The 13459-nt window shown below is 48.9% G+C and carries 10 protein-coding genes; 5 read left to right on the top strand and 5 right to left on the bottom strand.

Features of this window, described 5'->3' with window-relative positions:
* Nucleotides 1–62: 62 nt before the first annotated feature.
* Nucleotides 63–1553, bottom strand: a complete 1491-nt coding sequence (gene cysS, locus L6472_RS12445) for a cysteine--tRNA ligase (RefSeq protein WP_237805574.1) — start codon at nt 1551–1553, stop codon at nt 63–65.
* A gap of 222 nt (nt 1554–1775) precedes the next feature.
* On the opposite strand from cysS, the gene L6472_RS12440 reads away from it, so the two are divergent.
* The gene (locus tag L6472_RS12440; protein ID WP_237805572.1) at nt 1776–2771 is read left to right on the top strand and encodes a M28 family peptidase; all 996 of its coding nucleotides are present in this window, start codon (nt 1776–1778) and stop codon (nt 2769–2771) included.
* Nucleotides 2772–2867: 96 nt separating this feature from the next.
* On the opposite strand, the gene L6472_RS12435 is transcribed toward L6472_RS12440, so the two are convergent.
* The 4 genes from L6472_RS12435 to L6472_RS12420 all read right to left on the bottom strand — a co-directional run bounded on the left by L6472_RS12435 (nt 2868) and on the right by L6472_RS12420 (nt 6757).
* Nucleotides 2868–3479: a DUF4294 domain-containing protein gene (locus tag L6472_RS12435; protein ID WP_237805570.1), complete on the bottom strand. Its 612-nt coding sequence runs from the start codon at nt 3477–3479 to the stop codon at nt 2868–2870.
* Between the two features lie 10 nt (nt 3480–3489).
* Nucleotides 3490–4149 carry a hemolysin III family protein gene (locus tag L6472_RS12430; RefSeq protein ID WP_237805568.1) on the bottom strand — a complete coding sequence of 220 codons (660 nt, stop codon included), beginning with the start codon at nt 4147–4149 and terminating at the stop codon, nt 3490–3492.
* Nucleotides 4150–4155: 6 nt separating this feature from the next.
* The gene (rnr, locus tag L6472_RS12425; protein ID WP_237805566.1) at nt 4156–6348 is read right to left on the bottom strand and encodes a ribonuclease R; all 2193 of its coding nucleotides are present in this window, start codon (nt 6346–6348) and stop codon (nt 4156–4158) included.
* A gap of 136 nt (nt 6349–6484) precedes the next feature.
* Nucleotides 6485–6757 (bottom strand): HU family DNA-binding protein, encoded by a 273-nt coding sequence (locus L6472_RS12420; RefSeq protein WP_027449222.1) that lies wholly within the window; start codon nt 6755–6757, stop codon nt 6485–6487.
* Nucleotides 6758–6985: 228 nt separating this feature from the next.
* Between L6472_RS12420 and L6472_RS12415 the strand changes: the two genes are divergently transcribed.
* From L6472_RS12415 to L6472_RS12400, 4 genes are all read left to right on the top strand, one after another.
* A complete protein-coding gene (locus L6472_RS12415; RefSeq protein ID WP_237808031.1) occupies nt 6986–7936 on the top strand; it encodes a rhomboid family intramembrane serine protease in 951 nt (316 codons plus the stop codon).
* Between the two features lie 14 nt (nt 7937–7950).
* Nucleotides 7951–9039 carry an endonuclease/exonuclease/phosphatase family protein gene (locus tag L6472_RS12410; protein ID WP_237805564.1) on the top strand — a complete coding sequence of 363 codons (1089 nt, stop codon included), beginning with the start codon at nt 7951–7953 and terminating at the stop codon, nt 9037–9039.
* Nucleotides 9040–9210: 171 nt separating this feature from the next.
* Nucleotides 9211–12249, top strand: coding sequence for a protein translocase subunit SecDF (secDF, locus tag L6472_RS12405; RefSeq protein ID WP_237805561.1), 3039 nt, complete (start codon nt 9211–9213; stop codon nt 12247–12249).
* Nucleotides 12250–12554: 305 nt separating this feature from the next.
* Nucleotides 12555–13190 (top strand): AAA family ATPase, encoded by a 636-nt coding sequence (locus L6472_RS12400; protein ID WP_237805559.1) that lies wholly within the window; start codon nt 12555–12557, stop codon nt 13188–13190.
* Nucleotides 13191–13459 lie beyond the last annotated feature (269 nt).

The raw sequence follows: 13459 nt of genomic DNA, 5'->3' as shown, positions 1-13459 counted from the left end.
AAAAAAAGAAGGAATAGGTGAACACCTAACCCTTCTTCTTTTTTTTGTTGAGAGTGTAAGACTTACTTGTTCAACTTCCAAGTAACACCGTCTTTCGTGTCTTTCACTTCAAAACCGGCAGCAGCAAGCTCATCGCGAATCTTGTCGCTGGTAGCCCAGTCTTTTTCGGCCTTGGCCTTAGCACGTAATTCCAGAACCATGTCCATCACCTTGCCAAAGGCAGCCTCACGCTCGTCGTTAGAGCCGCTTTTCTCTGACTTTAGGCCGAGAATGTCGAAAGCAAAGAGCTTCATAGTCTCAGAAAGCTCCTTCAGACAGTCGGCACAGATGGTGGCCTTGTGGTCAACCAACTTGTTGACAACGGTGCAAGCTTCGAAGAGATGGCTCAGAACCAGAGGCGTAGCCAGATCGTCATTCATGGCATCGTAGCACTTCTCGCGCAGTGTCTTGACCACCTTCTCTGTTTCGGCGTCGCACTTGTCGCTCACCTGGATGCGATCCAAATCGGCAATGGCATTCATCAACTTCTCATAACCCTTCTCAGCAGCCTGTAGGGCCTCGTTTGAGAAGTCAACGGTGCCGCGATAGTGGGCGCTCAAAACGAAGAAGCGTATGGTCATGGGAGAATAGGCTTTCTCGAGCAGTGGATGATTGCCTGTGAAGAACTGTTCAAGGGTGATGAAGTTGTTGTACGACTTGCCCATCTTCTGACCGTTGATGGTCAGCATGTTGTTGTGCATCCAGTATTTCACGGCAGGATGCCCCATGGAAGCCTGCGCCTGGGCAATCTCGCACTCATGGTGAGGGAACACCAAGTCCATACCACCACCGTGGATGTCGAACATCTCACCCAGATACTTGCGTCCCATCGCGGTACACTCGCAGTGCCAACCGGGGAAACCGTCGCTCCAAGGCGAGGGCCAGCGCATGATGTGCTCGGGCTGAGCTTTCTTCCACAGAGCGAAATCGGCTTGGTTGTGCTTCTCTCCGACACCATCCAGTTCGCGGCTGGCATCCTTCACGTTCTCCAGCGAACGGCCTGACAGGATGCCATACTGGAACTTCTTATTGTAGGCTTCAATGTCGAAGTAGATAGAGCCGTTGCTCTCGTATGCAAATCCATTGTCGATAATCTGCTGTACCAGCTGTTGCTGCTCAATGATGTGGCCCGTGGCGTGAGGCTCGATAGAAGGGCGCAGCACGTTGAGTGCGTCCATGTACTGATGATAGCGGTTGGTGTAGTACTGAGCAATCTCCATAGGTTCGAGCTGTTCCAGACGGGCTTTCTTGGCAATCTTATCCTCGCCTTCGTCGGCATCGTGCTCCAGATGACCTACGTCAGTGATGTTGCGTACGTAGCGCACCTTGTATCCCAAATGCTTCAAATAGCGGAATACTAGATCGAAGGTGATGGCAGGACGTGCATGGCCCAGATGTGGATCGCCATAGACGGTGGGACCACAGACATACATGCCAACGTTGGGTGCATGGAGTGGTTCAAAACGCTCTTTCTGTCGTGTCAGCGTATTGTAAATGACCAGTTTTGATTCCATATAATCTATATATCTCTTTATGAATGATTTCTATGTCTATCTCGTTATTTCGTTGCACCAATGCAATCTGTTTCTTTACATTGGTGGATAATTGCTGTCCTCCTTGTGCAGGTCGGCTCTTTTTCAATCGGCAAAGTTACTGTTTTCTTGTGAAATACACAAATTAATTTGGAGATTTCGGGAATTCACTGTAAATTTGCAAGCCTAAATCAATCGAGAGCAATGAAGAAAAAGATAGTGGCATATATCAGTCTGCTAATCATGACAATGATCGTGATGACTGCTTGTGGAGGCACCAAAAAGAGTGCTAAGGACGAAGACGAAATGGTGGCAATGGGACCGGCCTTTTCTGCTGACTCTGCTTATGCCTTCTGTGCCAAACAGTGTGAGTTCGGCCCTCGTACGATGAATAGTGAGGCTCACGACCAGTGTGCTGCATGGATTGTAGCACAGTTTCAGAACTATGGAATGGCTGTCACCGAACAGCGTGCCGTCTTGAAAGGCTTTGACGGAACACCTCTTCGCGCTAATAATATTATAGCGAGCTATCGTCCTGAACAGACTGACAGAATACTTCTTTGTGCCCATTGGGACAGTCGTCCTTGGGCAGATAATGATCCCGATGAGGCTAACCATACCAAACCGGTGATGGCAGCCAATGATGGAGCCAGTGGCGTGGCTGTGATGCTCGAGATCGCTCGATTGATTCATACTGCACAGGATACACTGGCGTCGTTTGGCATCGACTTCGTCTGTTTCGATGCCGAAGATTGGGGTACCGACGGTCAGAACGACTCATGGGCGTTAGGTGCTCAATACTGGGCAGCCCAACAGAAAGTACAGAAAGAAGGCGGAAACTATCGTTATGGCATCCTCCTGGATATGGTTGGCGGACAAGGGGCACGCTTTTATCGTGAGCTGTTCTCTCGTCAATATGCTCCTAAAGTGGTGAATCGCGTTTGGAAGGCTGCCGAGGTGGCAGGCTTCGGTTCATTCTTCCCCCAGCAAGATGGTGGCATGATAACCGACGACCATGGTCCGGTCAATGAGGTGGCAGGTATTCCTTGTATTGATATCATTCCATATTACCCCGATTGCGTGGAGAGCAGTTTTGGCCCCACGTGGCATACGGTGCATGATGATATGGAACATATTGATCCAACCACTCTGAAGGCGGTGGGGCAGACGTTGGTTCAGGTGCTGTATTCTGAAAAATAAGAAGTGTCTTTGTTTTAGTTGCTCTGCTCATTAGCTTCTGCTTTGCATCATTCTGTCTTTTCAGAAGGATGCAAAAAGACGATGAGTTGCAGAAGTCTATATTTGTCCTGCCTCAACCATCAGTACAACACGTTCCGTCAGACGGTCAACACCTTCGGGTTCATAACCTTTCTTCAGTGAAGCGCCAAACATCCAGGCGAAGGCTTGCCACATACCAGAACGTATAGGGCCAATAAAGGCTTGCATGGCTTCGTAGGCTGTAGAATTACACTCGCGATCTACCAACTTGATAAGCAATTTGCCCTGTGAGAAGGTGAGCTTCTTCATCTTTGGCTTGTATTCTGCCACAATAGAAGCTTCCACACGTTTCATGTGCTCATCTTTTTCTTTCTTGGTTGGCAACTTCTCCAGCACTTCAGCAGTCTCGATGAGCATCTGGCGCACGTTCTTAGCCAGAGGGAGCACTTTCTTGACGTTCTTCACCAGTCGCATATAGGCTTGCTGCTGACGCTTACTCTTGAAAGTTGGTTCGGGGTAAACATATACGTTTGACATCTCCATATACTGGATAGAGTCACCGTCCACCAGTGTCTTACTCACCTTGACGGTGGGAACAAAGGTAGGGTCGCCCAGATCTTGCTGCTGTTGGGCTGCAATGGTCAGGATGCCTGTTGTCAAGAGTGCGCTCAGTAGAAAAGATTTTTTCATCTGAATAATATTAAAAGATGCCGCAAATCAGAATGTCCCACACTGCAATGATGTGACAGATAGAGCCAGCAAGCACACAGAAGTGAAACACTGTGTGCATGTATCTTGTTTTGTTGAATGAATAGAAGATAGCACCAGTGATATAAAAGACTCCTTCTAACACAATCATGACCACTGCCCATGCCTCTACGGTCTCGATGAGTGGTTTGAATGCAGCCAAGACGGACAGTCCCATAATGCAGAAGCAGATGGTCTCAATGTTGGAGTGGTCTTTCAGTCGGATAAAACTGATGAAGGTGCCTATGATGGCACACGACCATACAAAGGTGAAGAGCACCCATCCCCAGTGCCCGTAGTCGCGCATCGCAATGAGCGTGATGGGCGAGTAGCTGCCGGCAATGTGCCAGTAGATGGCGGCATGGTCCCACTTGCGCAGGTGCTCCTTCCACTTACTGTCTTCTTTCAGGGCATGGTAGATGGTGGAAGCCAGATAGCTGCCTGTCATGCCAATCAGGTAGAGCCCCACGCCAATACCAGCCCACATGCGGTTCATGTCGCCCAGACACACAACGATGATAAAGGCAATGCCGACGGCACCAGCCATGATGGCACCACCGGCATGTGTCCATGTGTTCCAGATTTCTTCTTTTCTTGTGTAATTGATAGCCATGGTTGTTTAGTCGGCCAGCACAAAGTCGAGCTGGCGCTTTTCTATGTTAGCGCGAGCCACCTTGATGCGGATGGCATCGCCAAGTTGATATTTCTGATGATGACGACGACCCATCAAACAGTAGTTGCGCTCGTCGAATTCATAGTAGTCGCCATCCAGATCGTGCATGCCAACGAGACCTTCGCAGTGGTTCTCGTCGATCTCGCAATAGATGCCATACGATTGTACGCCAGAGATGTGGGCATCGAACTCCTCGCCGACCTTGTCGGCCATGAACTCTACCATTTTATATTTTATAGAGTCGCGCTCGGCATTCTGTGCGGTTTGCTCCATTTGGCTGGCATGCTCACACAGTTCTTCAAAGTGATTCTGGTTGGCTGAGCGTCCGCCATCCTGATAGCGGGTGAGCAGTCGGTGCACCATCATGTCGGGATAACGACGGATGGGCGAAGTGAAGTGGGTGTAGTTGTCAAATGCCAAGCCATAGTGACCAATGTTGTGGGTTGAGTATTTGGCTTTCATCATAGCGCGAAGTGCCAGCGTCTCCACCAGTTTCTGCTCGCGCATGCCCTGTGCTTCCTCCATTAACTTGTTGAGTCCCCTTGACAGTGCACCACGGGTGCCACTGGTCTTCACCTTATAACCGAAGGGCGCCAGCGCCGTACGCAAGCTCTCCAGTTTTTGTGGGTCGGGCTGGTCGTGGATACGATAGACGAACGTCTTGCCTTTGGTGGCTTTTTCCGTCTTCTCGTTCTTGTTTGCCTTTCCTGCTTTTCCTACCCATTCCGCTACCGTCTTGTTGGCCAGCAGCATAAACTCTTCTACGAGTTGGGTGGCATCGGTCGATTTCTTGAAATAGCAACGGGTCGGTTTGCCGTTCTCGTCAACATCGAAATGAAGTTCTTCGCGGTCGAACTTCACCGAACCATTCTTAAAACGGCGTTCGCGTAGTTTCTTGGCCAGTTTGTCGAGCGTATGCAAAGCAGTGCTCCAGTCGGTTGTGTCAGACTTCTGCCCTTTGACGGCATCTTCGGGTGTCTTCAGTATCTCTTGCACCTCTTCATAGGCAAAGCGTCGGTCGCTGCGAATGACCGTATGTGCCAAATGCCAGTCTTTGATGTTTGCTTCCTCGTCGAGCTTAAAGATCACGCTGTAGCTCAGCTTTTCTTCGTTGGGACGCAACGAACAGATAAAGTTGCACAGGCGTTCAGGCAACATGGGGATGGTGCGGTCAACCAGATAGACGCTGGTGCCACGCTGCTCAGCTTCACGGTCGATGATACTGCCTTCCGTCACATAGTGCGTGACGTCGGCAATATGCACCCCTACCTCATAGCAGTTGCCGTCTTTTCGGATTGACAGCGCATCATCGAAGTCCTTTGCGTCTTTAGGGTCGATGGTGCAGGTCAGAACCTCGCGGAAATCCTCTCGTCGGTCTATTTCCGATTGAGTAATCTCTGCTGGAATCTTCTCAGCAGCTTCTTCAACGCGTTTCGGGTATTTATAAGGTAAGCCATATTGAGCTAAAATGGCGTGCATCTCGACAGTGTTCTCGCCTTGCTTACCCAGCACGTCAACGACCTCGCCTACGAGATTTTTCGAGCTGGCGGAAGGCCATTGGATGATTTTCACCACAGCCTTGTCGCCGGTTTTCCCGCCTTTCAGTTTCTTTTTGGGTATCAGAATGTCATGAACAAAGATGTTGCCTTCCGTGTTTAAAAACGCAAAATCCTTCTCGACCTGCAGTACACCAACAGCCTGATCATGCTTGCGTTCCAGGATGTCGGTCACAATAGCTTCCTTGATGTGATTCTGCCGGCGCGCCATAAAGGCCACCTTGACACGGTCTCCGTTGAGCGCAAACATCGAGTTGCGCTCAGCCACAAATACAGGCTTGCCGCCATCAGCAGGCATAAACGAGTTCTTGCCGTTGGCTTTGCGTATAAAGAAGCCTTCCTGAACCTGTGTCTTCAAGTTCAGGCGATAGCTGTTGTCCGACACCTTCGACAACCAGTCGTCCCATGCCAGCTCTTCCATCACATCGATGGCAAGCATCTTGGCAGGATGTGTGCTCAGCTTGAGCGATTTGAAAATCTGTTTGAAACTGAGCGTCTCACTCGGATGTGCCTGAAATAAAGCCTGTAACGCATCAGCGATATCGCGTTTTGACATGCGTTTTCCACCTCTTTTCTTACCCATGATAAAAGCTGTTATTTATGATTGCTTTCGCAAAAGTACATAATTTTATTGAATGTGGCAACTTTTCAAGGTTAATAAAAAAAAAGAGGTGCTTCTTGCGAAAAGAAGCACCTTAACTTTTTCTTTACAGAATTTATTAGTTCAGAGCGTCAGCAAGCTCAGCGCCGGCCTTGAACTTAGCTACCTTCTTGGCAGCAATCTTAATCTTGGCCTTAGTAGCGGGGTTAATACCCTCACGAGCAGGACGCTCGCTAACTGCGAAAGTACCGAAACCCACGAGAGCTACCTTATCACCAGCAACGAGAGCGCCTTTAATAGCTGCTACAGTTGCATCGAGAGCCTTCTTTGCGTCAACCTTTGAGATACCAGCACCAGCTGCGATCTTCTCTACCAATTCTGTCTTGTTCATAATTTCTTCGTTTTTTTTAGTGAATAATACAAAAAGATTGTCTAATTTCTGACGCAAATATAAAAGAAACTATTTATATAACAAGCAAAAAATGAGAAAATTTTTATTTTTTGCCTAAAAAAAGTTGTTTATCCCCTGTTTTTTAGCAAAAAAGAGATATTTTTCGTAATTTTGCCGCACAAAAGCATCATTTACAGATAATTATAATTTATACATAGAGCTATGAACATGTTTGCTAATATACCCACGGTCACAAAGAATCTGCTTATCATCAATGTGTTGGCTTATTTGGCAACGGTGGTGTTGGCAACCATCGGCATTGATCTGAATGGTCTGGGTGGCCTTTATTTTTTCTTGGCCAGCAAGTTTCATTTGTTTCAATTTGTGACCTATCAGTTCTTGCATGGCAGTTTGACCCATTTATTCTTTAACATGTTTGCCCTATGGATGTTCGGTTGCGTGATTGAACGTGAGTGGGGAGCAAGGAAATTCCTGTTTTTTTACATTACGTGTGGAATCTTTGCTGGTGTCTGTCAGGAACTTGTTCAGTTCGTGGATTACTATTTGTTTGTAGCGGGTAGGGTCCCTGGTGCTTCTGTCGTAGATGTCTTCAAGAGCCTGTCGGACAATGCGGCTTTCCTGAATCATTCTCTGACGATAGGTGCTTCGGGCGCCGTCTATGCCATTCTGTTAGCATTCGGTATGACTTTCCCCAACGAGCGCATTTTTATTTTCCCGCTACCTATTCCTGTCAAGGCCAAGTGGTTTATCACGTTCTATGTGGTTGTTGAGTTGTTCTCAGTGATGTCCTCGTATGATGATGGTGTTGCTCATATAGCGCACCTTGGTGGTATGCTTTCAGGTTTTCTGTTGATACGCTACTGGCGTGAGCATCCCGATAATTACTTCAACCAGAATGGCACTCGCCAGTTCTTTGACTGGTGGTCTAAAGACAATATGAGAAAATCGACGTGGCGCAATAACTTCACGACCACTTCAGGCTTCTCCGGTCAGACTCGTACAGATGGCACTTCTAATAACGATATGGAATATAATGCCCGTAAGAAGGAACGTCAAGAGGAGATAGACAGAATTCTGGATAAGATACGTATCAGCGGTTATGACAGTCTGTCAAAAGACGAGAAGAGACGGCTCTTTGAAGCCAGTCGTGATCGATAAAATCATCGCCACACATGCTTAAGAGCATCAAAAAATTCCTCGTAAGCATCCTGCTCGGTGCCAGTTGTGCCACTGCCTTTGCAATGGTAGCGGTTGGCTATAGCGATCGTTTGGATCCAGAATCCCATCCGCTGCTGGCGTGTGTGGGCATGACCTTCCCATTCTTTATCATCGCCAATTTGGTTGTACTCGTATTGTGGGTACTCTTCAAGTGGAAATATGTGTGGATACCACTCCTTGCCTTTGCTTTCGCGTACGTACCAATAAGGAATTATGCCCCCATCCATTTTGATAAAGAGGTTCCCGATAGTTGCATCAAGATTGTATCCTACAACGTGTGTGGCTATGATGGTAATCACCGTTATAGCAATGCTCACGACACCATCTATTCATATCTGAAAAAGGTTGATGCCGACATCGTTTGCATTCAGGAAGAACAGAACACCAGAATCAATCAGCTCACCTTTTTTCTGGACACCTATCCTTACAATGACACGGTGCACGTGAGCAATCCTACAAGTGTCAATATCAATGCGTTAGGCATCCATTCCCGTTATCCCATTGTGAAGAAAGAACGCATCGACTACAAATCGTATTCTAATGGTTCGGTGGCGTTCTATTTAAAGGTCAACGATGACACCGTCATTGTGGTCAATAACCATTTGGAGAGCACCCATTTATCGTTCGATGACCGTCAGCGCTATAAGGATGTGCTGCGAGGCAATATGGAGCGCGAAGATGCTGAAGCAGAAACCCTGTTGCTTATCGAAAAACTCTCAAAAGCCATGGTGTCGCGTGCCAGCGAGGCCAAGGCAGTTCATCAATATGTCGAGGACCACCGTCAGTACCCCATGATTGTATGTGGCGACTTCAATGACACCCCCATCTCGTTTACCCGTTATACCGTAGGGCAGGGACTGCACGACTGCTATGTAGAAAGTGGTTGCGGACCAGGCATTTCTTACAATAAGAAAGGCTTTAACGTGCGGATAGATTATATCTTCTGCTCCGATCATTTTAAACCCTTTGATTGTCAGATTGATAGTCGGGCAGACTACAGCGATCACTATCCTATCAGTTGTTCGTTGAAATGGACAAAATAGTAACTAAAACCACCCCTAAAAACGATTACCGATAAACCAAAAACCCAAGGAAAAAGTGCATAAACCTTAAATATTGAAGGAAAATCGGTTGAAAATTTCGCTAAGTGTAGAAAAATCACTATATTTGCAAGCTAAAATTTTGAAATACTTAATTAATAACAAAAAAATAAAATGCAAAACAAAGGAATTGTAAAGTTTATTGCGGTCGCACTTGTGCTGATCTGCTGCTTCTATCTTTCCTTCTCGTTTGTCACTCGCTATCACGAGAACAAGGCTGCTGAGATTGCTGCTCAGCAGGGTGAGAAGGCTAGTCTGGAGTACCTTGATTCGGTCGAGAATTCAAACGTTTGGCTCTGGGCCTACAACCTCAAAGAGTGTCGTGAGATGGAAATCGGCCTGGGTCTTGACCTGAAAGGCGGTATGAACGTGGTTCTCGAAGTCTCAGTCCCCGACATCGTTGACATGTTGGCAGACCATAAGACCGATGCAGGTTTCCGCAAAGTGTTAAATCTGGCTCGTGAGGAAGAGAAGAAGACTCAGGGCGACTTCGTTTCAATCTTTGCCCGTATGTGGGAGCAGAACGAGACGCGCCCCATGGCTGCTATCTTCGCCACCCAGCAGATGCGCGACAAGGTGTCAACCCGCAGTACCAACGCTGAGGTCGTTGCAGCCATCCGTGCCGAGGTTCAGTCGGCTATCGACAATGCCGAGACCGTCGTTCGCACTCGTGTCGATAAGTTCGGCGTGGTTCAGCCCAACATCCAGAAGCTGGAAGGCCAGAGCCGTATCATGGTCGAGATGCCTGGTGTGAAGGAGCCCGAGCGTGTTCGTAAGCTGTTGCAGGGTAGCGCCAATTTGGAGTTCTGGGAGACCTACAATGCCCAGGAAATCCTTCCTGCCCTGTCAAAGTTGAACTCTGACTATGCTGCAGAGCTGAGCCAGAAGGCTGGCGAGGTTGCCGACACCACCGTAGCCGAGGTTGCTGAGGCTGCTGAGGGCGACACTGCAGCAGTCCAGAACGATCTGGCAGCTAAGTTGGCTGGTGGCAAGGACACAGCCGGCAACAGTGAGGCTATTGAGAAGGCGAAGAAGCAGAATCCTCTGTTCTACTACCTCCACACCGAGCGTGCTGGTCTGGCTATGCTGGGTGATGTCAACGAACTGGATACCGCAGCTGTCAATGCCGTCATCTACTCAGATATTGCTAAGAAAGACCTGCCCGCAGACGTGAAGCTCTTGTGGAGTGCAAAAGGCGAGCGCCTTGGCACCTTGAAGGGCAACTATTTCCAGCTCTACGCTATCAAGGTGAGCGATCCTTCAGGCAAGGCTCCTCTTTCTGGCGACGTGATCACCTCTGCCAAGGACGACTATTCTCAGGGCATGGGCACTCCCGAGCCTATCGTTTCAATGCAGATGAACACTGAGGGTACCCGCATCTGGGCTAACCTCACCAAGACCAATATCAAGCGCGCCATCGCTATCGTTCTGGATAACGTGGTTTACAGCGCTCCACGTGTGAACGACGAGATTACTGGTGGTAACTCGCAGATTTCTGGTAACTTCACACAGACTGAGACCAAGGACTTGGCCAACACACTGAACTCTGGTAAGATGCCTGCACCTACTCGTATCGTTCAGGAGCAGGTGGTTGGTCCTACACTGGGTGCACAGTCTATCCAGCAGGGTGCTATCTCGTTTGTTGTAGCTTTCATCCTGTTGATGTGCGTCATGGTTGTCCTCTACAACTGGATTCCTGGTATGCTGGCCAACATGGCTCTGTTGTTCAACTTGTTCTTCACGCTGGGCATCCTGTCTTCGTTCCAGGCAGCGCTGACCATGCCTGGTATCGCAGGTATCGTGCTCACGTTGGGTACTGCCGTCGATGCTAATGTGCTGATTTATGAGCGCACCAAAGAAGAGTTGCGTCGCGGTCTGAATATCAAGGAGGCCCTGAACCTCGGTTATTCTAACGCATTCTCAGCTATCTTCGACTCTAACTTGACTTCGTTGATCACTGGTATCATCCTCTACGTATTCGGTACAGGTCCTATCCGTGGCTTCGCAACGACTCTGATTATCGGTATCTGCGTATCGTTCTTCACTGCCGTATTTATGACCCGTCTGGTTTACGACCATCAGATGAAGAAAGACAAGTGGCAGAACCTCACCTTCACCACACCGTTCTCTAAGAACATGATGCAGAACACGCACGTCAACTTCATGGGTAAGTTCAAGACTTCTTATGCTATTTGGGGTGTTGCTGCACTCGTCTTCATCGGCAGCTTCTTTATGCGTGGTCTCGACCAGAGTATCGACTTCACTGGTGGTCGCAACTATGTGGTTGTGCTCGACAAGGAAGTACCTGTTGAGGAGGTTCGTTCGATCGTTAGCAATGTGTTCACTGAGGAAGAGGGTAAGGTGGCTTACACCAGCGTGATCGCTCTGGGTGCTTCTTCAGAGAAGACCGTGCGTATCTCTACCAACTGGAATATCACCTCTAACGATCCTACCATCGACGATCAGGCAGAGAATATCCTCTATGAGACACTGAAGGGCGCAGGCCTCATCTCTCAGGAGAGTGTTGCAGCCTTCAAGAACCCCGACGATCGTAAGGGCGGTTCTATCATCGAGTCTTCAAAGGTAGGTCCTTCTGTTGCAAAGACCATCACTCAGGGTGCCGTTATCAGTGTGGCTCTGGCTTTGATTGCCATCTTCCTCTACATCCTGTTGCGTTTCCGCAACGTAGCCTTCTCTGTAGGTTCTATCGTTGCTCTGGCTCTCGATGCACTGGTTGTTATCGGCTTCTATTCACTGTTGCACCACATCGTGCCCTGGTCTCTCGAGGTTGACCAGACCTTCATTGGTGCTATCCTGACGGTGATCGGTTACTCTATCAACGATAAGGTGGTGGTGTTCGACCGTATCCGTGAGAACATGCAGCTCTATGCTAAGCGCGATCGCAAGACCTTGTTCAACGATTCTCTGAACCAGACCTTGGCTCGTACTATCAACACCTCTGTGACGACCTTGATCGTACTGCTCACCATCTTCTTCTTGGGTGGCGACAGCATCCGTTCGTTCTCGTTTGCTATGATTCTCGGTGTTGTATTTGGCACGCTGTCTTCTATCTTCATCGCTGCTCCTACTGCTTATCTCACCATGAGCAAGAAGGACCGCAAGGAGGAAGAGACTGCCGTTGCTGCTGAGTAAGCATTAGCGCTCTGTATATTATATAAAGAGTACGCGTACGTGTGTGCGCGTACTCTTTTTTTTTGCCCCGGCGGAGATGCATTTTTCCCGGCGGAGACGCGCCGGGAGTGGTGGTGGGGGCGCTGGGAAGGGGGAGCGATGGCGCTGGGAAGGGGGAGCGATGGTGCTGGGAAGGGGGCGTGGATGTGTTAAAGTGGAGGGATTGTGATGGTGCTTTCGGAAAATCTTTGTATATTTACCGCAAGAAATGTGGGAAGCCACATGATGACATAATGAAAAATGTGAAAACTACCAATCTAATAAGTATGAAGAAGAACGAGGATTTTGTTATCACGATTAATCGTGAACTGGGCAGTGGCGGACGCACCGTGGGTCGGCTGCTGGCAGAGAAGTTGGGCGTGCCTTTCTATGACAAGGCGCTCATTCATGAGTTGCAGAAGCTGTTCAACCTCAGTGCCGACGAGATTGAACATCTGAAGGGACGTGAGCATAGCTTCTGGGCTGAGGTGGAGCGCATTCTGAAGTTGGGACCGGGCATGAACTCCAACTACTTCCTTCCGCAACGGGGCGACGAACCTGACTCGTTGACCACCGATGATGTGTATAAGAAGGAGACGCTGATACTGCAGAGTCTGTCGCAGCGTGGCTCTTGTGTCATTGCCGGACGTACGGGCTTCCATGTGCTTCGCGATCATCCCAACCACCTGAGCATCCTCATCCAGGCGTCTATGCCGTATAGGGTGGAGCGCGTCATGCGCAAACAGAACATGACTGAGAAGGAGGCTCGCGCTACCATCGAGCGTGTGGACAAGATGCGCGAGAACTACGTGAACAAGTACACGAAGACGTCGCGCTATGATACGCGTAACTATCAGCTCGTGATCTCTGCCGACGGCAAGACCGAGGCCGAGATTGTGGACCTGATATTGCAGTATATCTAATGATCATAGCGCCGCTCTTAGCCCCCTCTGGCCGTTGGTCTCAATGGCTATGACCCTCTGAAAGCACTGCTATGACCCCTTAAAAGCACCACTATGACATCCTAAGTCGGGCACTTTTACCGAGCTAGACTTTTACTCTTCGTGGGTAAAAGCTATACTTTTAGCTCGCAAAAGTAACGCTTTTGGTTTGGATCTAGCCCCTGGATGAGTGGAATCTAGCCCCTAGAACGGACTGATCTAGCCCCTAGAACTGGTTCATCCAGGGGCTG

Source organism: Prevotella sp. E13-17, assembly GCF_022024035.1.
Taxonomy (GTDB): Bacteria; Bacteroidota; Bacteroidia; order Bacteroidales; family Bacteroidaceae; genus Prevotella.
The sequence above is the reverse complement of the archived record's forward strand: the minus strand, read 5'-3'. Positions and strand labels throughout refer to the sequence as shown.

Excerpts from the sequence above, each read along its gene's own strand:
- cysS (WP_237805574.1), bottom strand. The coding sequence starts at position 1,553 with ATGGAATCAAAACTGGTCATTTACAATACGCTGACACGACAGAAAGAG.
- L6472_RS12420 (WP_027449222.1), bottom strand. The coding sequence starts at position 6,757 with ATGAACAAGACAGAATTGGTAGAGAAGATCGCAGCTGGTGCTGGTATC.
- rnr (WP_237805566.1), bottom strand. The coding sequence starts at position 6,348 with ATGGGTAAGAAAAGAGGTGGAAAACGCATGTCAAAACGCGATATCGCT.
- secDF (WP_237805561.1), top strand. The coding sequence starts at position 9,211 with ATGCAAAACAAAGGAATTGTAAAGTTTATTGCGGTCGCACTTGTGCTG.
- L6472_RS12440 (WP_237805572.1), top strand. The coding sequence starts at position 1,776 with ATGAAGAAAAAGATAGTGGCATATATCAGTCTGCTAATCATGACAATG.
- L6472_RS12410 (WP_237805564.1), top strand. The coding sequence starts at position 7,951 with ATGCTTAAGAGCATCAAAAAATTCCTCGTAAGCATCCTGCTCGGTGCC.
- L6472_RS12430 (WP_237805568.1), bottom strand. The coding sequence starts at position 4,149 with ATGGCTATCAATTACACAAGAAAAGAAGAAATCTGGAACACATGGACA.
- L6472_RS12415 (WP_237808031.1), top strand. The coding sequence starts at position 6,986 with ATGTTTGCTAATATACCCACGGTCACAAAGAATCTGCTTATCATCAAT.
- L6472_RS12400 (WP_237805559.1), top strand. The coding sequence starts at position 12,555 with ATGAAGAAGAACGAGGATTTTGTTATCACGATTAATCGTGAACTGGGC.
- L6472_RS12435 (WP_237805570.1), bottom strand. The coding sequence starts at position 3,479 with ATGAAAAAATCTTTTCTACTGAGCGCACTCTTGACAACAGGCATCCTG.